Source organism: Microcoleus sp. Pol12B3, assembly GCF_036701355.1.
GTDB lineage: Bacteria > Cyanobacteriota > Cyanobacteriia > Cyanobacteriales > Microcoleaceae > Microcoleus.
The window spans coordinates 24,712-47,345 of record NZ_JAUBQS010000002.1 but is presented as its reverse complement, the minus strand read 5'-3'; the positions used below and the strand labels follow the sequence as shown (position 1 = coordinate 47,345).

Annotated in this window: 23 protein-coding genes and 1 pseudogene; 13 read left to right on the top strand and 11 right to left on the bottom strand. The window is 46.4% G+C overall.

Going from position 1 to position 22,634, the window contains the following annotated elements:
- Positions 1–66: 66 nt before the first annotated feature.
- From QUA53_RS01260 to QUA53_RS01250, 3 genes are all read right to left on the bottom strand, one after another.
- Positions 67–957: a methylenetetrahydrofolate reductase gene (locus tag QUA53_RS01260; protein WP_333094452.1), complete on the bottom strand. Its 891-nt coding sequence runs from the start codon at positions 955–957 to the stop codon at positions 67–69.
- A 131-nt stretch (positions 958–1,088) separates the two neighbouring features.
- Positions 1,089–2,099, bottom strand: a complete 1,011-nt coding sequence (gene trpS, locus QUA53_RS01255) for a tryptophan--tRNA ligase (RefSeq protein WP_333067839.1) — start codon at positions 2,097–2,099, stop codon at positions 1,089–1,091.
- 194 nt (positions 2,100–2,293) lie between these two features.
- Positions 2,294–3,409 (bottom strand): HlyD family efflux transporter periplasmic adaptor subunit, encoded by a 1,116-nt coding sequence (locus tag QUA53_RS01250; RefSeq protein ID WP_333094451.1) that lies wholly within the window; start codon positions 3,407–3,409, stop codon positions 2,294–2,296.
- 337 nt (positions 3,410–3,746) lie between these two features.
- Between QUA53_RS01250 and QUA53_RS01245 the strand changes: the two genes are divergently transcribed.
- The 3 genes from QUA53_RS01245 to QUA53_RS01235 all read left to right on the top strand — a co-directional run bounded on the left by QUA53_RS01245 (position 3,747) and on the right by QUA53_RS01235 (position 6,662).
- Positions 3,747–3,974: a secretion protein HlyD gene (locus QUA53_RS01245; protein WP_333094450.1), complete on the top strand. Its 228-nt coding sequence runs from the start codon at positions 3,747–3,749 to the stop codon at positions 3,972–3,974.
- Positions 3,975–4,143: 169 nt separating this feature from the next.
- On the top strand, positions 4,144–4,317 hold the full coding sequence (locus QUA53_RS01240; protein ID WP_333094449.1) for a hypothetical protein: 174 nt from the start codon (positions 4,144–4,146) through the stop codon (positions 4,315–4,317).
- 134 nt (positions 4,318–4,451) lie between these two features.
- Positions 4,452–6,662 (top strand): peptidase domain-containing ABC transporter, encoded by a 2,211-nt coding sequence (locus tag QUA53_RS01235; RefSeq protein WP_333094448.1) that lies wholly within the window; start codon positions 4,452–4,454, stop codon positions 6,660–6,662.
- A gap of 247 nt (positions 6,663–6,909) precedes the next feature.
- Here QUA53_RS01235 and QUA53_RS01230 read toward each other — a convergent pair whose 3' ends face one another.
- Positions 6,910–7,302, bottom strand: a complete 393-nt coding sequence (locus QUA53_RS01230; RefSeq protein ID WP_333055475.1) for a Fur family transcriptional regulator — start codon at positions 7,300–7,302, stop codon at positions 6,910–6,912.
- Positions 7,303–7,444: 142 nt separating this feature from the next.
- Here QUA53_RS01230 and purS point away from each other — a divergent pair, with 142 nt between their 5' ends.
- From purS to QUA53_RS01205, 6 genes are all read left to right on the top strand, one after another.
- Positions 7,445–7,729 carry a phosphoribosylformylglycinamidine synthase subunit PurS gene (gene purS / locus QUA53_RS01225; protein ID WP_006634701.1) on the top strand — a complete coding sequence of 95 codons (285 nt, stop codon included), beginning with the start codon at positions 7,445–7,447 and terminating at the stop codon, positions 7,727–7,729.
- Between the two features lie 271 nt (positions 7,730–8,000).
- Positions 8,001–8,702 (top strand): phosphoribosylformylglycinamidine synthase subunit PurQ, encoded by a 702-nt coding sequence (gene purQ, locus QUA53_RS01220; protein ID WP_333094447.1) that lies wholly within the window; start codon positions 8,001–8,003, stop codon positions 8,700–8,702.
- A 228-nt stretch (positions 8,703–8,930) separates the two neighbouring features.
- Complete coding sequence (locus QUA53_RS01215; protein ID WP_333094446.1) at positions 8,931–10,988, top strand: ATP-binding protein; 2,058 nt, start codon at positions 8,931–8,933, stop codon at positions 10,986–10,988.
- Entirely contained in the window at positions 10,985–13,072 is a 2,088-nt protein-coding gene (locus QUA53_RS01210; protein WP_333094444.1) for a WD40 repeat domain-containing protein, read from the top strand. Before QUA53_RS01215 ends, QUA53_RS01210 begins: the two co-directional genes overlap by 4 nt.
- A 27-nt stretch (positions 13,073–13,099) precedes the next feature.
- On the top strand, positions 13,100–13,264 hold the full coding sequence (locus QUA53_RS29110) for a S26 family signal peptidase (RefSeq protein ID WP_445304909.1): 165 nt from the start codon (positions 13,100–13,102) through the stop codon (positions 13,262–13,264).
- Positions 13,243–13,437, top strand: a complete 195-nt coding sequence (locus tag QUA53_RS01205; RefSeq protein WP_333094443.1) for a hypothetical protein — start codon at positions 13,243–13,245, stop codon at positions 13,435–13,437. Before QUA53_RS29110 ends, QUA53_RS01205 begins: the two co-directional genes overlap by 22 nt.
- A gap of 125 nt (positions 13,438–13,562) precedes the next feature.
- Here QUA53_RS01205 and QUA53_RS01200 read toward each other — a convergent pair whose 3' ends face one another.
- Both QUA53_RS01200 and QUA53_RS01195 read right to left on the bottom strand, forming a co-directional pair.
- The gene (locus QUA53_RS01200) at positions 13,563–13,757 is read right to left on the bottom strand and encodes a hypothetical protein (protein WP_333094442.1); all 195 of its coding nucleotides are present in this window, start codon (positions 13,755–13,757) and stop codon (positions 13,563–13,565) included.
- 123 nt (positions 13,758–13,880) lie between these two features.
- On the bottom strand, positions 13,881–14,795 hold the full coding sequence (locus QUA53_RS01195; RefSeq protein ID WP_333248623.1) for a M23 family metallopeptidase: 915 nt from the start codon (positions 14,793–14,795) through the stop codon (positions 13,881–13,883).
- A 313-nt stretch (positions 14,796–15,108) separates the two neighbouring features.
- Here QUA53_RS01195 and QUA53_RS01190 point away from each other — a divergent pair, with 313 nt between their 5' ends.
- On the top strand, positions 15,109–16,329 hold the full coding sequence (locus tag QUA53_RS01190; RefSeq protein ID WP_333094440.1) for an HhoA/HhoB/HtrA family serine endopeptidase: 1,221 nt from the start codon (positions 15,109–15,111) through the stop codon (positions 16,327–16,329).
- A 310-nt stretch (positions 16,330–16,639) separates the two neighbouring features.
- On the opposite strand, the gene QUA53_RS01185 is transcribed toward QUA53_RS01190, so the two are convergent.
- Together QUA53_RS01185 and scpB are read right to left on the bottom strand one after the other, a co-directional pair.
- A complete protein-coding gene (locus QUA53_RS01185) occupies positions 16,640–16,987 on the bottom strand; it encodes a DUF760 domain-containing protein (protein WP_333094438.1) in 348 nt (115 codons plus the stop codon).
- A 42-nt stretch (positions 16,988–17,029) separates the two neighbouring features.
- Positions 17,030–17,545 carry an SMC-Scp complex subunit ScpB gene (scpB, locus tag QUA53_RS01180; protein WP_333065039.1) on the bottom strand — a complete coding sequence of 172 codons (516 nt, stop codon included), beginning with the start codon at positions 17,543–17,545 and terminating at the stop codon, positions 17,030–17,032.
- Positions 17,546–17,866: 321 nt separating this feature from the next.
- On the opposite strand from scpB, the pseudogene QUA53_RS01175 reads away from it, so the two are divergent.
- Positions 17,867–19,082: pseudogene (locus QUA53_RS01175) on the top strand (ISAs1 family transposase).
- Here QUA53_RS01175 and QUA53_RS01170 read toward each other — a convergent pair.
- Together QUA53_RS01170 and QUA53_RS01165 are read right to left on the bottom strand one after the other, a co-directional pair.
- Positions 19,060–19,539, bottom strand: coding sequence for a M15 family metallopeptidase (locus QUA53_RS01170; RefSeq protein WP_333222082.1), 480 nt, complete (start codon positions 19,537–19,539; stop codon positions 19,060–19,062). The pseudogene QUA53_RS01175 and the gene QUA53_RS01170 overlap by 23 nt on opposite strands.
- An 84-nt stretch (positions 19,540–19,623) precedes the next feature.
- On the bottom strand, positions 19,624–20,157 hold the full coding sequence (locus QUA53_RS01165) for a hypothetical protein (RefSeq protein ID WP_333094436.1): 534 nt from the start codon (positions 20,155–20,157) through the stop codon (positions 19,624–19,626).
- Between the two features lie 519 nt (positions 20,158–20,676).
- Between QUA53_RS01165 and QUA53_RS01160 the strand changes: the two genes are divergently transcribed.
- The gene (locus tag QUA53_RS01160) at positions 20,677–20,925 is read left to right on the top strand and encodes a gamma-aminobutyric acid A receptor, epsilon-like protein (RefSeq protein ID WP_333094435.1); all 249 of its coding nucleotides are present in this window, start codon (positions 20,677–20,679) and stop codon (positions 20,923–20,925) included.
- Positions 20,926–21,058: 133 nt separating this feature from the next.
- Here the strand turns inward: QUA53_RS01160 and QUA53_RS01155 are convergent, their stop codons facing one another.
- The gene (locus tag QUA53_RS01155; protein ID WP_333094434.1) at positions 21,059–21,415 is read right to left on the bottom strand and encodes a hypothetical protein; all 357 of its coding nucleotides are present in this window, start codon (positions 21,413–21,415) and stop codon (positions 21,059–21,061) included.
- A gap of 121 nt (positions 21,416–21,536) precedes the next feature.
- On the opposite strand from QUA53_RS01155, the gene ychF reads away from it, so the two are divergent.
- Positions 21,537–22,628 carry a redox-regulated ATPase YchF gene (gene ychF, locus QUA53_RS01150; RefSeq protein WP_333094433.1) on the top strand — a complete coding sequence of 364 codons (1,092 nt, stop codon included), beginning with the start codon at positions 21,537–21,539 and terminating at the stop codon, positions 22,626–22,628.
- The last annotated feature ends 6 nt before the right edge of the window (positions 22,629–22,634 follow it).

Sequence of the window (22,634 nt, the reverse complement as noted above, 5' to 3'; positions counted from 1 at the left end):
AGTTTACTAAATCGTTAGTTTTAGCCATTGATAATTGATTTGTAAAACCCGCCCCTATGTTTAATTTTATCTCAGTGGCTCGATTCCTGCCAAATCCAAAATTTGAGGAATTAAATCTTCTCGTTTGACGGCCATCATGTGAACTCCTTGACAAATCTGCCGCGCTAGCTTGACTTGTTCGGCAGCAATTTTTATGCCTTCCTGCAAGGGTTCGGGAGCTTTTGCCAAACGGTCTATCGTCTCTTGCGGAATGTGAACTCCTGGCACGTATTTTTTAATAAATTCAGCATTTTTCGCTGATTTAAACAAAAATATTCCTGCTAAAACAGGCTTGTTGCACCCCGCAGCAATGTGGTGCATAAACTTATCCAAAACTTCAAAATCTGTAATTAATTGACTCTGAAAAAACTGTGCTCCCGCCTCTACTTTTTTCTCAAATCGACTTTGCAAACCAGACCAACTGGGGCATTGCGGATCGACTGCTGCACCTACAAATAAATCAGTAACTCCGTCGGTTAAAGGTTTGTCATTCCAGTCTTGGCCACCGTTCATTTTTTGAATAACTTGCAATAGCCGAACAGATTCCAAATCGAATACACTTTTTGCTTTAGGATGGTCGCCCGCTTTGACGGGATCGCCTGTGAGTGCTAATACATTGCGAATGCCTAAAGCGTGGGCCCCCATGAGATCCGCTTGCAGGCCAATTTGATTGCGATCGCGACAAGCAACTTGACAAATTGGCTCAATTCCGTGCTGCACTAAAATCGCCGAAACTGCTAGCGGACACATTCGCAAAACTGCGCGACTCCCGTCGGTGATATTAATGGCGTGTACTCTATTTTTTAGGCGTTCAGCCATTTGAATTGTGTGAGTTATGTCGCCACCTTTTGGTGGGGCAACTTCGGCGGTAATTATAAATTCTCCGGGGGTGGTGCAGGCTGTGCGAAAACGGTTCATGATTATTTGTCTGTTATTGGTTATTTGTTATTTGACTGTTGACAGTGGACTGTTAGCAGTTGTTAGTGGGCTGTTGGCTGTTGTCATTCTTAACAAGTAACCAAGAACAACTAACAACTAACAACTAACAACTAAACAGGTAAAGAATAACCGAAAGCTGTCTTCACCTTAGTTAGAGTTTGATTAGCAATAGCTTCTGCTTGTTCTCTTCCGCGACGTAGTACAGACTCTAAATATCCCGGATCGTCCATTATTTCCTTGTATTTATCCTGAATTGGTTTGAGGGCATTAATTGTCGTCTCTGTCAGCAAGGGTTTAAAATCTCCCCAACCCATGTTTTCACACTCCGTTGCTACTTCTTCCTTAGATTTGCCGGAAAGCAGGAGATAAAGTGTCAGCAAATTTCTCGCTTCGGGGCGATCGGGGTCGTCAAAAGTCAAACCCCGCACGGCATCTGTTTTGCAGCGCTTGATTTTTTTGGCTATCGTATCTGGCGAATCCAATAAATTAATTCGACTTTGTTCGGAAGGGTCAGATTTCGACATCTTGCGCGTGCCATCTGTCAAACTCATCACCCTCGCACCGTCAGTCCGAATTAACGGTTCGGGAAGTTTCAATACTGGCTTTTCGGGTGTGCCGAATTGGTGATTCAATCTGATGACAATATCGCGGGTGAGTTCCAAATGCTGTTTTTGGTCTTCTCCCACTGGCACTTTGTCTGCATCGTAAAGCAAAATATCTGCTGCCATTAACACGGGATAATTTAGCAAACCGGCGTTGACATTTTCACCTTGTTTAACTGCTTTTTCTTTAAACTGAATCATATCTTCGAGCCAGTTAATCGGCGTAATGCAGTTTAGCAGCCATGCTAGTTCTGTGTGAGCCGAGACGTGGGATTGCACGAAAATAGTAGAATATTCTAAATCGATGCCGCAAGCTAAATAGAGTGCGGCGATCGTGTAAGTGTCGGAGGCTAGAGTTGCTGGATTGTGCGGTGCGGTAATTGCGTGCAAATCGACTACGCAGAAGTAATTTTCGTACTGACTTTGACCTTCTACCCAGTTGCGAATTGCACCGAGATAATTACCGAGGTGAAGATTGCCTGTTGGCTGAACTCCTGAAAGAACGCGCTGTTTGCCCATGAGGAAAGAATAGAATTGAAGTCACATTTCTATATTGACACGTTATTTCAATTTCAGAGCCTCTAATTTTCTGGCGGTTGACTGTTGACTGCTGACTGCTGACTGTTGACTGTTGACTGCTGACTGTTGACTGTTGACTGTTGACTGACAACTAACAAGTGACAAGTGACAACTAACAACTGACAACTGACTAATTACCAATCTGTCAGCAACCTTGCTTTCCGCAAAACAAATGTCAGAACAGTTTCTTCGCCGGTAATAATATCGGCTCTGCCTTCCATTCCCGATTGAATCGAATACTGGCGGGAGACATTAGCCTGGGGGTTTCCGAAAAATTGACCGTTGGCGGATTTGAGTTTTGTTAAATAAGTTTGTTCAGGCTTAATTGCCACTTCGTAATAAGCTGTACCTAAATTATTAGTGGGATTTTGAGTTGCGATCGCATCTGGGGCGATTTCGCTGACAGTTCCTTTTAATGTGCCGTAATCGGGAAAAGGCAAAGCCGAAATCCTGATCTGTACGGGTTGGCCGATTTGGATGCGGGCGATGTCTTGGGATGTCACCTTGGCTTTGACTACCAGGGGTACGTCGCTGGGGACGATTTGGGCGATCGCGCTGCCGGCTTGTACGGTTTGACCAGTATTTCGTACTTCCAGTCTGAGAATTGTACCATCCGTAGGTGTGCGGATCACGCTATTTTCGAGTTTTAAGTCAATTTGATTTAGTTCTTTTTTAGCTTGAATTAATTGTTGTTGAATGGAGGCTTGCTTGACGAGCAAAACCCGCCGACTTCGACCCAGCCTCTCGGCGACATCTGGCAGCGATGTGGCGAATTTTACTAAAGCGGATTCGATTAATTCCTGTTGGGCGGAACTTTCACTTTGAATGCTTTTAAATTGGGCGCTGGCCAAAATTTGATTTTCTAAGTCGCGCAGTTGCTGGTTGATTTGCTGTGCTGCTGGTTGAGACTGGTTAATTATTTCTTGTAACTGTTTTTTTTGCTCGCTTAAACGCGAAGCGTCTATAACTGCGATCGCATCTCCTTCTTTTACTGTCTGATTCTCGCTGACAGCAATGCTTTCGACGGTTCCTTCTGTGGCTGCTTGCACGACGCGCACTTCTCCGGCGGGACGGACGATCGCATCTGCTTTTACTGTAGCGCTGTATTTGGTGACGCTAGCCAGGGCGATCGCCCCGCCAAACGTCGCCACCATCAAAATGCCCCCCAAAGTTGTCCAGTGGCTGACAGGGGGCAAAAACTGGTCGTTATCAAAGGTTTCAGGGGGTGTGGCTTCGGGAGTGAGAGACATGGTGGTAGCTGGGGGAGAGGGGAATAGTTGGAAATTTTGAGTTTTGAGTTGGGGGAGAGCCAGAGATCGCTGATTTGTTTTGTCACTTTTACGATCGGCTTTCCGGAAACCAAGTATAGGTTTAGAAGTCTAAATCAAAATTCACAGGGTAGAGGTAAAAATCCGCACAGCTTTGCCGTTCCCACCCACAAACTTCGCCAAATATCAAGACGAGTGAAGCCAGCGGGCTACAGTCAGGAAAATATGGGATTTTTGCCATAACTTTTGGCGCTGTTACCGGGTTTTTACTGTATGCGTAGGTAGTAAGTAAGTACATAGGTATTAATAGGAGTTATTTATGTCAGAAAGTCAACCAGGTTCACTCTTCATCGAAGTAACCGATGGAGAATCTGCTACTGTCAACGGTGGCAACATTACCAGCGGTGTTAGCGGTGCTAAAAGCAACAGCGAGACGGATAACAGCAGCAGCTATGGCCTGAATATGCTGTTTTTCCTGCCGCCGCCTAGCCAGCTTTATCTGTACGATCCGAACCTCGGTCGCCCTTACAAAACCCTAGTGGTTTAAATAGCTGAGTCAAGTTGTGCCACCAAGTAAATTTTGAAAATTTTTCCGTAATATTCCGGAGGCTGTACAGCACTACAAGAAGTATTAGTCAGTATTTACACGAGGCTCTAGAAATTAGATAAGATTTCTAGCTTCCCTTCGCTTTTCTCAACTTAAACGGAGTCAAATCATGAAAGAAACAAAGGACAATTCACTGTTTGCTGAACTCACTCCTGAAGAATCAGCTAGCGTCAACGGCGGTTACTATTATTCTAATCGATATAACTGTTACCGTCCGACCCGTCACGTCGTGTACCGCCGGAATTGCGACGGCTCCTTCAGAGTAGTGTACCGCTACTGGTAAATTTTAGTGCTGTCAATTCAGCTCGCTCGATGTTAATTAATAAAGCACCCATAAGTTTATGGGTGCTTTGTTCTGATTGGCTACTCGGTGAGGGGTAATGTTCATTAGGCTCTACTCATTATTCATTTTGCCAAATGTTAAAGAACATTCCTTTTATCCCAGAAATGCCTTTCTTCGGACAAGTAAACAGGTTGATGAAATATCAGGTTGTTCTCCAGCAGAGCGAAGAAGATTGCGGTGCAGCTTGTCTGGTTTCGATCGCCAAATTTTACGGACAGAATTTTACAATTAGCCGCTTGCGAGAATTTGTCGGTACGGGCCAGCAAGGGACGAGTTTACTGGGCTTGAAACAAGGCGCTGAGGCGATCGGCTTTAATGCTCGATCGGTGCGAGCGGCCGCTGCAATTTTAGACAAGCTCGATGATGCCCCTCTACCGATGATTATTCACTGGAGCGGCTATCACTGGGTTGTTTTGTACGGCAAACAGGGCAACCAATATGCGATCGGCGATCCGGCTGTCGGTATGCGCTATGTTTCTAAAGCAGAATTAGCAGCAGCTTGGACAGATTGGCTGTGCTTGCTAGTAGAACCCGATGCTGAGCGGTTTTTTGCAGCAGCAGAGGGTCAACCGCCCGCTAATTCCTTACAAAAATGGATGCGCCGGGTTGGGATTTACCGCCCGATTTTAATGGAAGCATTTTTGCTGAATGCAGTCTTGGGTTTGCTGTCGATTTCTTCGCCTTTTCTAGTTCAACTGCTCACCGACGACATTCTGGTGCGGGGCGACAGACAACTCCTGGCGAGTGTGGCGATCGCAGTTATAGTTATGAACCTTTTTAGCAGCAGTTTAGGATTGATACAGTCGAACTTAATTGCTCAGTTTTCTCAGCGTTTAGAGTTGGGATTGGTGATGGAATTTGCTCGCAAATTTCTGCGATTGCCTTTGAGTTTTTACGAAACCCGACGCAGTGGAGAAATTGTCAGTAGATTACAAGATATCCAAGAAATTAATAAATTAGTTTCTCAAGTCGCTATCAGCTTGCCCAGTCAATTTTTTATCGCTGTAGTTTCTTTTATCTTTATGTTGTTTTACAGCAAGGAACTGACGTTAGCAGCTACAGCTCTAGCTCTTTTAATGACTGCCTCTACAGTGGTCTTTCTGCCCGTATTGCAGCAAAAAACGCGCAGTTTATTTGTGCTGGAAGCAGAAACTCAAGGCGTTTTAGTAGAAACTTTTAAAGGCGCGCTGACTGTCAAAACTACTACCAGCGGTCAGCAACTTTGGGAAGAATTTCAAACCCGCTTCGGTCGCTTAGCAAAGCTAACTTTTCGCACTACACAAATTGGCATTCTAAACAATATATTTTCTGGTTTTGTTGGCTCTGCTGGCAGCATTACTCTGCTGTGGCTTGGTAGCGGTTTGGTGATTGACAAGGTATTGAGTATAGGTCAGTTGCTAGCGTTTATTAGCATGAATCAAAACGTTACTACTTGGGTGAATTCGCTAGTAGGATTTACTGATGAGATGACTCGCGTGCAGACAGCTACTCAACGGCTGTCGGAAGTTATAGATGCTGAACCGGAAACTAAAGACGATACTAATAAACCTTTTGTAACTATTCAGAACCACGACGGTGTTGTTTGCAAGAGTGTTAGTTTTCACTACCCCGGCAGACTTGACTTGCTGGAAAATTTTTCCGTTACGTTTCCCGGCGGTCAAGCAATTGCTTTAATCGGCCATTCCGGGTGCGGAAAAAGTACGCTGGCTAAAGTAATTGCTGGTCTGTACCCGCTGCAATCTGGTAATATTAGAATTGGCGGTTACAACTTGCAGGATTTGTCTCTCGACAGTCTCAGACACCAGGTAGTATTGGTTCCTCAAGAAGCGCATTTTTGGAGCCGTTCGATTCTAGAAAATTTTCGTTTGGGCAGTCCAGATATCAGCTTTGAACAGATTGTTAAAGTTTGCAAAATTGCGGGGGCGGATGAATTTATCAGCCAATTGCCGGATAAATATCAAACTGTTTTAGGGGAGTTTGGAGCAAATATTTCTGGCGGACAAAGACAAAGATTGGCGATCGCCCGCGCTATTCTCAACAACCCGCCTGTATTGATTTTAGACGAATCTACCGCAGGGCTTGACCCCGCAAGCGAAGCGGAAGTTTTAGAACAATTGTTGATGTATCGGCACGGGAAAACGACGATTTTTATCAGTCACAGGCCGCGAGTGATCGATCGCGCCGATTGGATTATCATGTTAGAGCGCGGTCGGTTGAAACTGCAAGGCTCGGCTGCAAAATTGCGATCGATTCCCGGAGATCATTTAGAATTTTTGCATCCTTGAGCGAGTTAATAAAACGACAGGTTGAAATCTGTCGCTACACAAACAACACCGGGATCATCTCACTTTTGCACCCCACTCTAACCCTCCCCGAACCCGCGGGGAGAAATTAAGAAATTCACAAATGATCCGAGGATTGCTATATCGTTGACTGTTGCATCGGAATTATCAAATCGAGTCAACAGTCAATAGTCAACAATCATTTCGCTCGTGCAACCGGAATTGATATGATTCATGACTAATAACTTCTCTAAGATTCTTGAGCTAAAGTACATCGATCGCACAATCCGAAAAACTCCAAAGTGTGATAATAAATTTTGAAAGAATGAGATTGTTGTAGTTGGCTTTCTAAGTGGTGGACGGGACATTCGTCGATCGTAATTGACGCGCCACATTCCAGACAAGTTAAGTGATGTTGGTCTTGGTGGGCGGCACCGTAGAGAGACTCGCCACTAGCAAGCGTTCTGACGTGAACGAACCCCTCTCGCTTTAAACCGTCGAGGGAACGGTAAACGGTTGCTAAGCCCATGCTTTGGTCGCTGTTACGCAGTTCTAAGTAGATATCTTGCGCTGAGAGCGATCGATTCAAGTGCTTGAGCAAATGTAAAATACGCTCCTGACTGCGGGTGCGGTTGGTTCTCATAATTTTTTGTGTAATCTGCTAGAGTCAAATCTGTCCCTATTTCTAGGCTATCTTACTTGGGCGAACCAAATGGCGATCGGCGCGCAGCTCGGTTGTAGAATACAATGGGGCTAACTTTCACATCACCTACCGCAACATTCCCGTGACTCAGAAATATCTTGCCCAAATCTATGTTACCCTCCGCCCTTCTGTTTTAGATCCCGCCGGCACTGCCGTACAGTCTGGTTTGCAACACATGGGATACGACAATGTTGAGCGCGTGCGTATTGGGAAATACGTTGAATTGACGCTGACTGCTGCTGCTGAGTCGGAGGCCCGCGAACAACTCGATCGCGTTTGCGACCAACTTTTGGCCAATCCAGTGATTGAAAATTATCGCTTTGATCTGACTGAAATTCCTGTTGCTGTGGAGACAGCGGCGGCATAAATGCGATCGCCCCTAGGGTCTTTTTAAACCCGGAGATCCCCCCTTAATAAGGGGGGACAAGAGTGTTCACAGTCTCTGTTAACAATACAAGAACTAGAACGACTCAAAGTCCCCCTTTTTAAGGGGGATTTAGGGGGATCGAGACTTCGATACAAGGAAGAAAAACATAAGATTTTAGTCTTATGTTGACACCTCTTCCTTCTTCCTGACATCCGTTACATCCGTTACATAATCCGTTGCCGAACTTCCTTCTTCCTTCTTCCTTCAGCTTATGAAATTTGGAGTTATTGTTTTTCCGGGTTCAAATTGCGATCGCGATGTGGTGTGGGTAACTCAAGGGTTACTCCACCAACCAACTCGCATGATTTGGCACGAAGATACCGATATTTCGGATATTGATATCATTGTAATTCCCGGTGGTTTCAGTTACGGAGATTATTTGCGGTGCGGCGCGATCGCCCGTTTTTCTCCGGCGATGCGGGCTACTGCGGAACACGCGAAAAAAGGCAAACTTGTACTGGGTATTTGCAACGGTTTTCAGGTGTTGACTGAAGCTGGTTTGCTGCCCGGTGCTCTGGTGCGGAATGCGGGGTTGAATTTTATTTGCGATCGCGCTTCTTTGAAAGTCGAGCGCGGTAATACTCGTTGGACTGCCGCTTATACTACGGGTGAAATCATCGATTTGCCGATCGCCCACGGGGAAGGCAATTATTATGCCGATGCCGATACTTTAGCCGAGTTAGAAGAACACGAGCAAGTGCTGTTTCGCTACTGCACAGAGGCGGGCAAAATTAGCGATGCTGGCAATCCGAACGGTTCGTTAAATAATATTGCCGGTATTTGCAATCGGGCTGGCAATGTATTAGGAATGATGCCGCATCCTGAGAGGGCTTCCGATCCGATGTTGGGCGAAACTGATGGGGTGAAATTGTTTCAAGGATTGCTGATGGCAACTGTGGCTGCTGTTTTGTAGTTGCAATATTTGAGTTATTGCATTTGCAATAACCGCCAGGGGTTAAAACCCCTGTCTCATAGCCCAAGTCCTCGCTATGAGGACTAAAAACCTTGTGATATCAACTAACTTTTCAGTCGGTTTCAAGCGACTTTCGCTATGAGGCGGGGGTTTCAACCCCCGACGGACTAAACGCAAGCGTGCAAAATATAATTACTACCAACTTTTGAAAAGAAGAATATTTATTTTATGCCACTACTTGACTTAGCTAATTTTAAAACTAGAGTTATTGGATGCAGTGCGGTGATGGCTATTGGACAAGTTATTTCAAATGCGATCGCAAATCCGGGAACTCAAGCAGCAGCAGCAGCGGGTATGATGGGCGGCCCGATCGCAGTTGGGGGAGTTTCGATTTTGGCGGCGATTGCTAGTGGTATAGCGGGGAATATCGCGGCTAATGACCTCGGAAATCGGATGACGGAACGGTTGAGCAAAAATCCGAGGATTCTCGACAATCACGATTTGATTAAGGCGGCGGGTGAGGCGATCGGCTATATTTTGAGAGAGGTTGCGAAGTCCGATCGCCTAATTGCGATCGCCGAAACCAAAAATTTGCATTATCCAGAAACAGCACTCAGTCAATTAGCCGAGAAAACTCCTGAATATTGGCTGGATATTAACACGAATACAGCCGATTTGTCAAGGGGTTTAAATATTTCCGAAGACCAGCTAACCAAGATTTTTTCTGCGGATGCCGAGGAGTTCGATCGAGTTACCGGATTGACAACGGCAGATTGGGCAACTTTCGTCAACGAATTCGCGGCCAGCGAGGGCAAATCCTTCGATGCGGAAATTGTGGAATTTGTGGCGGACAAGCTGTACGCAACTTTCCCCAAAGCGTACTGCGGAGTGCTGAAACAGGATGCGGCGAAGGGAGGAGAAAAGTTTGCGGCGATGCAGTTGAATCTGCACCAAATTGCTTTGGCAGAACTGAGAGATTTGGGGCTGCAAAATGGGGAAATTCTGCAAAAGTTGGAGGCCGTGGCAACTGGGCAGCAGATTTGTCAAGTGATGGTGAAATTGTCAGCGATAGAAATTGGCATCGACAATTTGGCGCAAGTTCGGGAATTGCTGCAAACATTTATCGATACTTCCGCGCCCCGATTGCCGATTTCTTTGAAGTCCGAGACGATTATTGAAGACCGGACTAAAGACTTTACCGGGCGCAAGTTTGTATTTGAAGAAATTGGTCGTTTCTTGCAAACCAATCGGAAAGGCTATTTTGTTTTAGAAGCAGAACCGGGTGTCGGGAAAAGTTCAATTCTGGCGCAGTGCGTGTTGATGATGAGACGCCGCTGCGTTACTCATTTTAACTCGCGATCCGACGGGATTGTTGATGCCAAAACTTTTCTGGAAAATGCCTGCCTTCAATTAATTGATGGCTTTAAACTCAGGGATAAGTATCCGCAACTGCCGGAAAATGCGACGGCAAACGGCAATTTTTTAGGGCGGCTGTTGGGGGAAGTCAGCGCTACATTGGGCGGGAAAAAGTTGATTTTTGTGGTAGATGCCCTCGATGAAGTCGATTTGAGTTTGCAAAGCAGCGGCAGCAACGTTCTTTATTTGCCGGACGTTTTGCCGGATAACGTTTACTTTATTGTTTCCAAGCGGCCGGAATCTTTGCTTTTGCCGACGACGAAGAATGATCGGGTGTTTGATTTGATGCAGTACGATGCAGCAAGTCTGGAAGATACGAAGGCTTATATTGCAAAACGCACCAGCAATAGCGCCTCCATTCAGAATTGGATTGCCAGTCATGCTTTGAGCCGGGAACAGTTTGTGGGGGCGGTGGCCCAAAAAAGCCAGAACAATTTTATGTATCTCCGCTACGTGCTGAATGATATCGAAAACGGCGAGTACAGGGATGTTTCTTTGGAAGATTTGCCTAGGGAGTTGACAGGATATTATCGGAAGCATTGGGCACAGATGATGGGCAGGGAAGACGATCCGCTGTTGGAGATGAAAGTTAAGATTATCTACGTGATCTCGAAAGCGCGCGAAGCTGTTTCTCGCGGCTGGATTGCTAAATCGGTAGGCGAGACAGATTTTAAAGTACAGCAGGTACTCAAGAAATGGGATTCATTTTTGCGGCAGCAGCAAGTCAGCGACGAAATTCGCTACAGCATTTATCACAACAGTTTTCGCGAGTTTCTGGCAAAAGATGAAACTGTGCAATCTGCGGGGGTTAATGTTGAAGAACTTAACCGTCAAGGTATGAATAACAGGATAGAAGGAGCACCGCTATGAGCGATTTGGGTGTGTGGTTGGCGGAGCAAAGTAAATCGGAGCGAGAATATTTGTTGAAGCATCAACCCAGGGATTTCATTGAAATTGGGGGAGATTTCAACCGTTATTATCGTTGGGTGACGGATTTTGGTTTTATTGAGGCGAAGTTAAAATTGTTGGGGGTGCAGCCGCTAATTGAGGATTACGATTTAGGGAGAAATGCAGATGTTTTGCTGTCGGAGGGGCAAACGCAAACGCTGAATTTGATTCAAGGGGCTATTCGCAAATCGGCGCACATTTTGGAAAAGGATAAAACTGAATTAGCAGGGCAATTATTGGGGAGGTTGCTAGATTTTGAAATGACTGATATTCAGGGGTTGCTGGAACAGGCAAATCAGTCGAAAGATAGTGTTTGGTTGCGGCCTTTGAAGGCTAATTTAGAGCGGCCCGGAGAAGGATGTCTGCGAACTCTCATCGGTCATACTGAGTCGGTAAAAGCAGTTGCGATCGCACCAGACGGCCTGACAGCGATTTCCGCTTCAGAGGATAAAACCCTGAAAATCTGGGACACCGAGACAGGTACGGAAGTTAGAACCCTCACGGGTCATACTGAGTCGGTAAATGCAGTGGCGATCGCACCAGACGGCAAAACCGCGATTTCCGCTTCATGGGATAAAACCCTGAAAATCTGGGACACCGAGACAGGCACCGAAGTTAGAACCCTCATCGGTCATACTAACCGGGTACAAGCAGTGGCGATCGCACCAGACGGCAAAACCGCGATTTCGTCTTCATACGATAAAACCCTGAAAATCTGGGACACCGAGACAGGTACGGAAGTTAGAACCCTCACCGGTCATACTGGCTGGGTAAATGCAGTGGCGATCGCACCAGACGGCAAGAGAGCGATTTCGGCTTCAGAGGATAACACCCTGAAAATCTGGGACACCGAGAGAGGTACGGAAGTTAGAACCCTCATCGGTCATACTAACCGGGTAACAGCAGTGGCGATCGCACCCGATGGTTTAACAGCGATTTCCGCTTCATGGGATAAAACCCTGAAAATCTGGGACACCAAGACAGGTAGGGAAGTTAGAACCCTCACCGGTCATAGTGACTGGATAGAAGCAGTGGCGATCTCACCAGACGGCCTGACAGCGATTTCCGCTTCACGGGGTAACACCCTGAAAATCTGGGACACCGAGAGAGGTACGGAAGTTAGAACCCTCACCGGTCATAGTGGCGGGGTAGAAGCAGTGACGATCGCACCCGATGGTTTAACAGCGATTTCCGCTTCATGGGATAAAACCCTGAAAATCTGGGACACCGAGACAGGTACGGAAGTTAGAACCCTCACCGGTCATACTAAATCGGTAGATGCAGTGGAGATCGCACCAGACGGTCTGACAGCGATTTCTGCTTCACGGGATAAAACCCTGAAAATCTGGGACACCGAGACAGGTACGGAAGTTAGAACCCTCACCGATTATACTAGGCGGGTAAATGCAGTGGCGATCGCACCAGACGGCAAAACCGCGATTTTCGCTTCAGGGGATAACACCCTGAAAATCTGGGACACCGAGACAGATACCGAAGTTAGAACCCTCACCGGTCATACTAGCTTGGTAACAGCAGTGGCGATCGCACCAGACGGCAAGAGAGCGATTTCCGCTTCATGGGATGAAACCCTGAAAATCTGGGACACCGAGACAGGTACCGAAGTTAGAACCCTCACCGGTCATACTAAATCGGTATATGCAGTGGCGATCGCAGCAGACGGCAAGAGAGCGATTTCCGGTTCATCAGATGAAACCCTGAAAATCTGGGACACCGAGACAGGTACCGAAGTTAGAACCCTCACCGGTCATACTAGCTGGGTAACAGCAGTGGCGATCGCACCAGACGGCAAAACCGCGATTTCCGCTTCACTGGATAACACCCTAAAAATCTGGGATTTGCTTAGTGGCAAAGAAATTGCTAGTTTCAACGGAGATTTTAGCTTCAATTGCTGTGCAATTTTGCCTGATGGAGTGACAGTTGTAGCGGGCGATGGATCTGGCCGGGTGCATTTCCTGCGATTGGAGGGAGTTAGCGGCGGGCGATAATCCAAGAAACCGGGTTTTTGTCCGAATCTGTGGGTTATAACGAGGTATTGTCGTAAAAACCCGGTTTTTGGGGTCCCCCGATCGGGTTTTTTCGTGATGGGCGATTCCCTACGGGATAGCTACGCTTCACGGGTTTTTGGGTTTATTGGGCGATCGAATTTGAGAGAAATGTGCGATCGAGTTTTTTGTTGATCGGGCGATCGGATTTTTGTGGATGGGCGATCGAATTTTTGTGGATGGGCGATCGAATTCGATTTGTTAGTCCGTTAGTTTGTCCGCGCGGGGAAGGCCAGTTTGTTCGTCCGCGAGTCCGCCAGGGGTTGAAACCTCTGTCTCATAGCGAAAGTCCTCTGAAAGAGGACTGAAGAGTTAGTTGATGTGTATCGGTTTCATGCGAATTTTCAGTCGGTTTCAACCGACTTTAGGTATGAGACGGGGGTTTCAACCCCCGGCGGGCTGTGTCACAAAGCAGACAAATTTTCAGTCGGTTTCAGAGCGATCGAATTTGAGAGAAATGTGCGATCGGGCAATAAGTTGTTAACCAATAAGTGATTAAGGGGAACCCGATTAGTGCGATCGTTACTTGTTTCTCGGATTCTATCAGGTTCAAAAAGATTGTGAGTAAAATAAACGCGGTTTGCGTCAGTTGTTTTTGTAAGTGAGTCTGGTAAAATGTTGGTAACATATTTTTTGGAATAGGCAATCGTGTAATAATTCTGCTGCCTATCTTTTTTTACCACAACACAGCTCAATCCTTACGCAGTATGGATTTGGGGCGGGTTGTCACCCCCCCAGCACACAAACAATCCTATTTTTTAATAGTCGCTTGCAAATAAAGCAGCGGGTCTTCAGCAACCCAACCCAAACCCGAATTGTACCGAACTTCAAAATGCAAATGAGATGGCGGAATGTCCCGTTTTCCCGTCGTCCCGACAGTTCCCAAAACTTCTCCAGACTGCACTTTTTGACCGACTTTTACCGCAATATCTTTCAAATGAGCGTAGCGCGTTTGCTTCCCCGCTTCATGGTTCACCACCACTAAATTCCCGTAATCCCCCTGCGGCCCGGCAAAGGCGACAGTCCCCTCGCCCGCGGCCAAAACCTGCGTACCCTCCGAAGCCAAAAAATCTACGCCGCTGTGGAAAAAAAATTCGCGCCGCGCCTGATCCAATTGCCGCCCGTAACGCAAAGCTTCCACTGCAGGGGCGGGCAGCGGAAATCCTTGCACCGATGGCGTTGCATCGGGATTGATAGAAGGCCCGATCGACCTATTCACCGCAGGCACAAACACCGTTTTCCCCAAAGGCCTGCACCCATTCGCCTCAAATAGCAAATCTGCGCGCACTTTGTAAGCTTCTGCCAGTTTTTGCCAATTCCAGCCCGCAGGCACTTCTACCTCGATGCCACTGTACGGAGGAATGACGATCGTACTTCCAGCAGAGACTCCACCGCCCCGCAACATCGGATTGATCCCGATCAGCGCCGCAGGAATCACATTGTACTGCCGCGCGATGCTTTCTATGGTTTCGCCCTGGGCAACAGTATGGCCGCGCAACCGAGACATAGCCGGACTCGGGCAATCGCGGGCCGGGTCGGGGTTTTCTACAGGTGTACCTGAAGGAAGATTTGTAGGTGGGATTTCGGTATTTGCCGCCGTTTTCCCAACGGGTGCGATCGACCAAATTAGTGCAAAAATCAGCGGAAATAAGCGTTTCAAAGTCATTATGTACATCAAAAAGTATTCATTTCGGACAGTTGACAATTTTAAAATCCTGTGAAACTGCATATTTACAAGCTCTAGCCACCCCCCAGACTGTAAATCCCAGGCTAAGCCAAGTTAGGATGAGAATTATTAGTTTGATTCGCTCTTGGCAAATCCGGCAAAATTGCCTGTGATGCCGATGGGCGCCAGCCTGTTAACAGCTATGTTCTTGAGGAAGCGGTACGCCCCGCCCCGCTTCCTTCCCGTCGCCAAGACAAAAATGCTTGATTGGGAACGTGTCTGCGGGGATGAGGTATCTAGCGGGAGTTATTAAATGAGTTTATCTTTTAAGCAAACGACCCTTTATGTGACTTTGCTGTCAATCGGCGGAGGTATGGGATGGTTGGGAAATCGCTATCTGCAAGGCTCAAACAATCTGGAAACCGGATTGGTTTTGCCAGTAGTTCGCCAGCAAATCCCCCCCTATGCGTCTCCTCCTGTTCTGGAAAATCGGGCGGTCGATCGCAGCAATCCCAATTTTATTGCTGAAGCAGCGGAAAAAGTCGGCCCGGCTGTAGTGCGGATTGACGCATCCAGCAAGGTAGCGAATCAAGTGCCGGAAGCTTTCAAAAATCCTTTGTTTCGCCGGTTTTTTGGGGAGAATTTGCCGCAGCCGGAAGAACGAGTCAAGAGAGGTACGGGTTCCGGGTTTATTCTCACTTCTGACGGCCGCATCGTTACTAATGCTCACGTTGTCTCCGGGACGGATACTGTCAAGGTGACTCTCAAAGACGGCCGCGAGTTTGAGGGTAAGGTGCAGGGAGTCGATCCGCTGACGGATGTTGCTGTAGTTAAGATTAATGCTAAGGAACTGCCGCAGGTGGCTTTGGGCAGCTCAGACAATATTGTACCGGGACAGTGGGCGATCGCGATCGGCAATCCTTTAGGTCTCGACAATACCGTGACTGTGGGCATTATCAGCGCTACGGGTCGATCGAGTTCTCAAGTCGGCATCCCCGACAAGCGAGTCCGCTTCATTCAAACCGACGCCGCCATCAACCCCGGCAATTCTGGCGGCCCTCTGCTCAACGACCAAGGCGAAGTAATTGGCATCAATACCGCCATTCGCGCCGACGCTCAGGGCTTGGGGTTTGCAATTCCGATCGAAACCGCCAAACGAGTTTCCGATCAGCTATTCGCCAAAGGTAAAGCCGAACATCCCTATCTCGGCATTCAAATGGTCAGCTTGACTGCCGCCACCAAGGCAGAACTCAACAAACAGCTCGATAATAATAAAATTACCCTCGATCAAGGCGTAGCCGTGACGCGAGTCGTGGAAAATTCCCCCGCTCAAAAAGCCGACTTGCGCCCCGGAGATGTCATTCAAAAAGTTGACGGAATTGCGGTTAACACTCCTGGGGATGTGCAAGAACGGGTGGAAAACACCGTTGTGGGCAAAGAAATCGAGCTGGAAATTAACCGTGTGGGTCAAGTTCAGAATATAAAAGTACGTCCGGCTGCTTTTCCCCTATCGGGTAGCTCCGCCGGTGGGTAATACCATTTGAGATTTTCGATTACAGAATTGGGAATGACTTACGGGATAAGGATTTGGACCTTACCTAGAGTTGCTTTCTTTTGGGAAACTGCTATTAGTTGCAAACGGTAGAGGATGAAAGATAAATCTGATGCTTTGCTTTATAGTCCTGGACGCAGCAACCGGGTTTTTTCACCAAAATCCTTGGTGTAGGGCGAGGGATACCCGGTTAACAGCCCGGTTTCTTAATTCCCTGTGCCTCCATGATTCAGGATTATGGATTTTTCTGAACAACTTTCATCTTTCTGGGTTCCCCAACCCGTTGATCTTTTTACTTGTCTTTGGGCAAGTTTGGTTGAATCGAGCTGGTGCTTGCTAAATTTTCTTCTAGGTGCATCCTCTGCTCCATTTGCCTCAAAAAATAGCCTGTCATCATCGCTGAAGCTAGCAAACCTGCTAAGTTTTCGCGGTCAGTCGTAATTTCGACGTTAAAATTTTCTGAAGGCAAAACGCCGACAAGTCCTTGAACGTTATGAGAGATAATTTCTCTGATGTCGGGGCTGACGGACTTGGCGACGCGGGCTAGAACCTCCGGGGATTGGTGTTGGAGGTACTTCAGCAGTGGATTGACTGCGGTTTGTTGAGCATTGGATGTGTCAAAGTCAGGGTGAAAAACCATTTGGCGATTCTTAATTTCTGGCTGGTTACATTCTACTTCAAACTACTCGTCATTGCTTGGGTACAAATTGGCCTGAAAGTCAATTTGCAATTGTTTTGGCAGTTGGTCTACTTGAAAGTACCGATGAAATTTCTCGGTAACTTGTAACCAATACGACCGTCCCTCAGCCGACCGCCGTTTGCGGACGAAACCCATTTCTACAAGTTCCTGCACTTGTTGGTAAGCTCCTGAACCTCGCAAGTTAACTAAATCTGGCTGAGCGATGCCGCCTTTGAGGGCGATCGCAGCCAGCGTCCGCAGAGCTCCCACACCTAATTCTGGAGGTATTAAAGTTTGCATTAAACTGGCAAACTCTTCTCTGAGTTGCAGGCTGTATCCTGTGGGGGTTTCGACGACTTCTAATGCACTGTCGCGGTGGGACGAGTCAGACATGAGTTCGATGATGGCGTCTTCGGCTTCGGCTCGATCGCACTTGGCAATCTCGGCAATTTCTGCGATCGACACTGGTTGACCTTTTAAGTAAAGTATGGCTTCTATTGTTGTGGCTAAGCGAGTCATTTGGGAATTAGTAACGAGGAATTGGGACATTGAAAGAAGAAGCAAGAAGCAAGAAATAAGAAGGACTCAGAAAAACAACAGTGCTCCGTATTTCCGTAACTTCCGTGTCGTGAATAATGAGAGTTAGTAATAAAGATTCCCCTTACACAAATTATTAATAGTGTAGATTAGGTTGAGGAAGAAAACCAGGGTAAGCTCATCTAATTTGGTATAAATTGTACTTGACAAAACCAACAAAACATACAGGGTAGCCCGCTCGTCAGTAACGGTTCTATAATGCCTCAAAAGCTAAGTCATCAAGGTAAGGAAAAGTTTATGGTTATGAGTAAAGGATTCGCTCCCTCCAACCCAGCGGAAAAATCCGAAGAACTCAACAAGCCAAAGCCCATCTCTATCGAAGATTTACAAACTGGCTTTTCAAATTATTTTGATGACGTACCAGACCTGCATAGTGGAGCGAACCAAACAACATTTACTCAAAGATATTCTCGTCATTGCCCTTTTAGCGGTTATAGCCGGAGCGGATGGGTGGGAAGACATGGAAAATTATGGAATCAGTAAGCTTACCTGGTTACAAAAGTTTTTAAAATTACCCAATGGCATCCCGAGTGATGATACATTCCGTCGGGTCTTTGAAAAGTTAGACCCCAAAATGTTAGAGCAAAAATTGCGAACATGGCTCAACCAATTAATCGGTTCAATTAGCCAAGAAGTGATCCCGATTGATGGAAAAAGTCTGAGAGGATCTTAGGACCGACAAAAAGGGGTAAAAAACTTACATTTAGTGACGGCGTGGGCGAGTGAACATCGGTTAGTCTTGGGACAAGTCAAAGTTGAAGAGCATTCAAATGAAATCACAGCGATCCCGGCATTATTGGAATTAATTGACATCACCGGAGCCATTATTACGATTGATGCGATGGGGACACAAACCGAGATTGTTCGGTTGATTCGTCAGAAAAAAGCCGATTATGTAGTCACTTTAAAAAGTAATCATCCAACTCTTTACAATCAAGTTAAAACCTGGTTTGAGATGGCGAAAGCTCAAGAGTTTGAGGGAATTGAAGTTAGTCAGGATTCTCGAACGGAAAAGGGACATCATCGCGTCGAAATTAGAAAAGTTTGGGCGGTGTCTGTGGCGGCATTAGGAGGGCTTTATAAACAAGAACAATGGACAGATATTCAGACGATTGTTTTTGTAGAACGAGTCCGTCATCTGGGGAACAAAACGACTCAAGAGGTACAGTTTTACCTAAGTTCTTTACCAGTGGATGCTCAGCTTAATGGTCGTGTAATTCGTCAACATTGGGGTATTGAAAACCAAGTTCATTGAACTTTAGATGTCACTTTTAATGAAGACCAATGCCGCATTCGGTCGTTAAACAGCCCTCAGAACTTGGCTCTTCTAAGACGAATGGCACTTAATGCCATCAATCAAGAAACGACTCTCCGACGTAGTGTGCGACAAAAAAAGAAACGAGCGGCAATGAATGATGACTATATGATGCAGATTCTCAAATGCTTGTGTCAAGCCTGATTAAGATGCTCTTACCCTGGCTTTGACCTGGAGGTGCAGCAGCGGTAATTCCACACAGTCCTGCTTGATAGCAGTTGTAGAGAAATAGTTGTTGAGCAATGGTTCGATACGCTGAGTTTACAATCAGTTTTTCACCCCGATCGCTAATAGCACGAGCGAGAGCTTTTTGTGCAGGAAACTGAAGAAAAGGATGAACACCTTCACCCATATCTACGTTGATATCCGCGAAACTTACAAGGCAATTTGGCTCTATTTTGTTCATCTCTTCGATGAGCTGCTTGTCGAGCAGGCGAACTACAGCCGTCGAACAACCTGGAGCGTCCAGAAGTGTCACTGTACCGCGAGCGCCTACTTCTTCCAATGCTCGCCGTTGAGCTGGGTCATTATCTATTTGATTGATGCGATCGCACGGTTCAATGTATGTAGGCGTGGTTACTAAAAGACTATCTTGGTTCATGTTCATGCACCCTTAAAAATTAATAAATTTGCTTTCTTGTCTCAACTCCAAGGGCAAAGCGATCGCCCTCAAATGCACCAACTTCTATGCAAGGCTATTTGCCACTGGCAGTCCCTCGCTGTCTGGCGTATCCTTTTCATCACCTAACTTTTCTTTCCAAACTCCACAGATTGTCTCTGAAGTAGCCGAAGCAATTGTAGAAGTGGCTGAACAAAGTGTTTTGATTATCAACGTAGCAGCAATTATAGCGACGGACAAAGCTATATTGAATTGACTCGCTAAAATCGGCGCTAAAAGTGCGACTCCTTTATCAGAATTTTCTTTAAAGCTTGCCAGAAGTTTAGCTTTTAGTTCTTGATCGTCAAACAGTTCCCCACACATTAAGTTATGAGTTTTGACGTTTAGCTGCTTGAAATAGCGATCGCCAAAGTTGACATCAGCACGATCGGGACTTCCACCTCTCGGAGTCGCACTTAGAGCCTCATCAAGACTTTCTAAAGAAGCAGATCGCGCTGTTGGATCTCTCGCTATTTCTTGAACTCTGATTCCAAGCTGCGCCTTGAGACTATCTTCATCAAGCTCTAACAGCTTTTGATATAATTCATCACTCTGTGTCATAAAGCTTAATTTTAGTTGTTGAATTTCAACTAAATTTTGGGGCTGGTCGTGGTTTGATTCTAAGAGAGCAATCCCCAAAAACTTCCTAGCTTTTAGTTCAGTCTTAAATTAGGCAAAAGGTCAGCTCCCAACTGGCCGTAAGTACAGGACATAACCTGTACTTTTGGGTAGGTGTCGTGCCAAACCAAAGGCGGGCAAGGCTTTTCGGAGGGCGATCGATTCCGCGATTTTAGATTTTAGATTTTAGAATTGCTCCCACGGGCAGCAGCGATCGCACGTGATGAGTACGCTACGCTTTTTTCAAGGGTTCACAGCCTGTACCGGGGGGCTGTGACCAAATTGCTTTCGGTCAGCATAAAAAATAAAATACAGATCAACCCGGTTGCTTTCGTCTACTCCAAAAAGCCGATCAAAAATGGTGCAAAATATCAATTCTAATAAATTTTCACTATTTAGATAGATGTCGTATTTTTGTTTTTTTATCTAGCATGATTGTATCGAGTTATTAATAGAATTGCCGTGATTTTTCCCAACCCTACTCCATTTCCCGGCCCGCAGATTCCCAGTACCGAACCGGGGCTGCCGACTATACCCGCATCGCCACCAGTGCCGGGCCCCGTTCCCGAACCGATTCCCGGTCCAGTACCGGAGCCGGTACCTGCACCAATTCCGCAGCCAATTCCCGAACCGGTGCCGGAAACAGTACCCTCTCCGATTCCTCAAACAGTGCCGGGGCCAATTCCTCAGACAATTCCTGAACCTGTTTAAATTATGTTTTAGTCGATCGCGAAATTTAAGATTGTTTGTAAGGTCGATCGCAAAAACCGGGTTTCTCCAAAGTCCCCCATCTTTTTGTTGAATATCAGACTTTAAAAAACTCGGTTTTTGGCTAAATTATCAATTAATTGAAGTTAAGCGCAGTCTCTTTACAAAGGTCAACAGCCTCCAAATCAGTGGATTTGCCGTCAGAGTATTCGGCCCTGACATCGAAAATACACCCCGCATCCGAGCCGCCGTAGTCAGCTTGATTCCACTCAAAATCTGCCTTCTTCCGATCGGCAATCGGGGCCTCTAGCTCGTTTTCTCCCCAAGTATCCTTATCGGGAGGAGACATATAAACGGCTGTCATCGTCTTGCCGCTGTTGTTAATCACCGAAATTTTGACCACCTCAGCGAAAACGCTAGCTGTTGTCAGCGCTAACAGGGGCAGCGACAGCCCCGCAGCTATCGTTACTTTGCTTAACCACTTGTTAACCATTGAGCCATCTACCTCAAGTTAGATATTTATTCAAGCTTAGCTTTAGAAGTTAGAAGGCACAAGTCAGATATATTGCTATTGCTTATGATATTTTGAAACAGTGATATGTTTCTAAATAGCTATGCTTACTGCCGGAATTGTCGGACTGCCTAATGTTGGCAAATCTACTTTGTTTAATGCTCTGGTTGCTAATGCCAAGGCGACTGCTGCTAATTTTCCTTTCTGTACCATCGAGCCAAATACGGGTATCGTGGCAGTGCCAGACGAACGGTTGAAGGTGCTGAGCAATATTTCCAATTCCGCCCAAACTGTGCCGACGCGGATGGAGTTTGTGGATATTGCGGGTTTGGTGAAGGGGGCGAGTCAGGGGGAAGGACTGGGAAATCAGTTTTTGTCTCACATTCGGGCTGTAGATGCGATCGTCCACGTTGTCCGCTGTTTTGAAAATGACGATATCATTCACGTTGCGGGTTCTGTCGATCCGATCCGAGATATTGACATTATCAATCTCGAATTAATTCTAGCAGACTTAGCTCAAATTGAACGCCGGCTCGATCGCACTCGCAAGCTCGCCCGCAACAACAAGGAAGCTCAGGCAGAAGTGGATGTGCTCGAAAAATTAGTCGTGGTTTTGAATGCGGGGAAACCGGCGCGGCAGTACAATTTCACAGATGAAGAAGCTGAATTAGTTAAAGGTTTGGAATTACTGACCAACAAACCAATTATCTATGCTGCTAACGTGTCTGAGGACGATTTAGCAACAGGAAATAGCTATGTCGAACAAGTGCGGGAAGTAGCAGCTAAAGAAAATGCTAAGGTTGTCATAGTTTCGGCGCAAGTTGAGTCAGAATTGGTGGAGTTATCCGAGGAAGAACGAACGGATTTCCTAGAATCTCTCGGAGTAAAAGAAGGGGGCTTGAAATCTCTGATTCGAGCTACTTACGAATTATTGGGTTTGCGGACTTATTTTACTAGCGGGCCGAAAGAAACTCGCGCTTGGACGATTATCGCGGGAATGTTAGCACCGCAAGCTGCGGGGGTTATTCACTCTGATTTTGAACGGGGTTTCATCCGGGCCGAAACTGTGAGTTATGAAGATTTGGTTGCTACGGGCGCGATGAATGCCGCTAAGGAAAAAGGGTTAGTTCGCAGTGAAGGAAAAGAGTATATTGTACAAGAGGGGGATGTGCTGTTGTTCCGATTTAATGTTTAGCTTTTT

What these genes read in the sequence shown, in the direction of transcription:
- QUA53_RS01260 (WP_333094452.1), bottom strand. Translation starts at nt 957, where the DNA reads ATGAACCGTTTTCGCACAGCCTGCACCACCCCCGGAGAATTTATAATT.
- trpS (WP_333067839.1), bottom strand. Translation starts at nt 2,099, where the DNA reads ATGGGCAAACAGCGCGTTCTTTCAGGAGTTCAGCCAACAGGCAATCTT.
- QUA53_RS01250 (WP_333094451.1), bottom strand. Translation starts at nt 3,409, where the DNA reads ATGTCTCTCACTCCCGAAGCCACACCCCCTGAAACCTTTGATAACGAC.
- QUA53_RS01245 (WP_333094450.1), top strand. Translation starts at nt 3,747, where the DNA reads ATGTCAGAAAGTCAACCAGGTTCACTCTTCATCGAAGTAACCGATGGA.
- QUA53_RS01240 (WP_333094449.1), top strand. Translation starts at nt 4,144, where the DNA reads ATGAAAGAAACAAAGGACAATTCACTGTTTGCTGAACTCACTCCTGAA.
- QUA53_RS01235 (WP_333094448.1), top strand. Translation starts at nt 4,452, where the DNA reads ATGTTAAAGAACATTCCTTTTATCCCAGAAATGCCTTTCTTCGGACAA.
- QUA53_RS01230 (WP_333055475.1), bottom strand. Translation starts at nt 7,302, where the DNA reads ATGAGAACCAACCGCACCCGCAGTCAGGAGCGTATTTTACATTTGCTC.
- purQ (WP_333094447.1), top strand. Translation starts at nt 8,001, where the DNA reads ATGAAATTTGGAGTTATTGTTTTTCCGGGTTCAAATTGCGATCGCGAT.
- QUA53_RS01215 (WP_333094446.1), top strand. Translation starts at nt 8,931, where the DNA reads ATGCCACTACTTGACTTAGCTAATTTTAAAACTAGAGTTATTGGATGC.
- QUA53_RS01210 (WP_333094444.1), top strand. Translation starts at nt 10,985, where the DNA reads ATGAGCGATTTGGGTGTGTGGTTGGCGGAGCAAAGTAAATCGGAGCGA.
- QUA53_RS01200 (WP_333094442.1), bottom strand. Translation starts at nt 13,757, where the DNA reads ATGTTACCAACATTTTACCAGACTCACTTACAAAAACAACTGACGCAA.
- QUA53_RS01195 (WP_333248623.1), bottom strand. Translation starts at nt 14,795, where the DNA reads ATGACTTTGAAACGCTTATTTCCGCTGATTTTTGCACTAATTTGGTCG.
- QUA53_RS01190 (WP_333094440.1), top strand. Translation starts at nt 15,109, where the DNA reads ATGAGTTTATCTTTTAAGCAAACGACCCTTTATGTGACTTTGCTGTCA.
- QUA53_RS01185 (WP_333094438.1), bottom strand. Translation starts at nt 16,987, where the DNA reads ATGGTTTTTCACCCTGACTTTGACACATCCAATGCTCAACAAACCGCA.
- scpB (WP_333065039.1), bottom strand. Translation starts at nt 17,545, where the DNA reads ATGACTCGCTTAGCCACAACAATAGAAGCCATACTTTACTTAAAAGGT.
- QUA53_RS01170 (WP_333222082.1), bottom strand. Translation starts at nt 19,539, where the DNA reads ATGAACCAAGATAGTCTTTTAGTAACCACGCCTACATACATTGAACCG.
- QUA53_RS01165 (WP_333094436.1), bottom strand. Translation starts at nt 20,157, where the DNA reads ATGACACAGAGTGATGAATTATATCAAAAGCTGTTAGAGCTTGATGAA.
- QUA53_RS01155 (WP_333094434.1), bottom strand. Translation starts at nt 21,415, where the DNA reads ATGGTTAACAAGTGGTTAAGCAAAGTAACGATAGCTGCGGGGCTGTCG.
- ychF (WP_333094433.1), top strand. Translation starts at nt 21,537, where the DNA reads ATGCTTACTGCCGGAATTGTCGGACTGCCTAATGTTGGCAAATCTACT.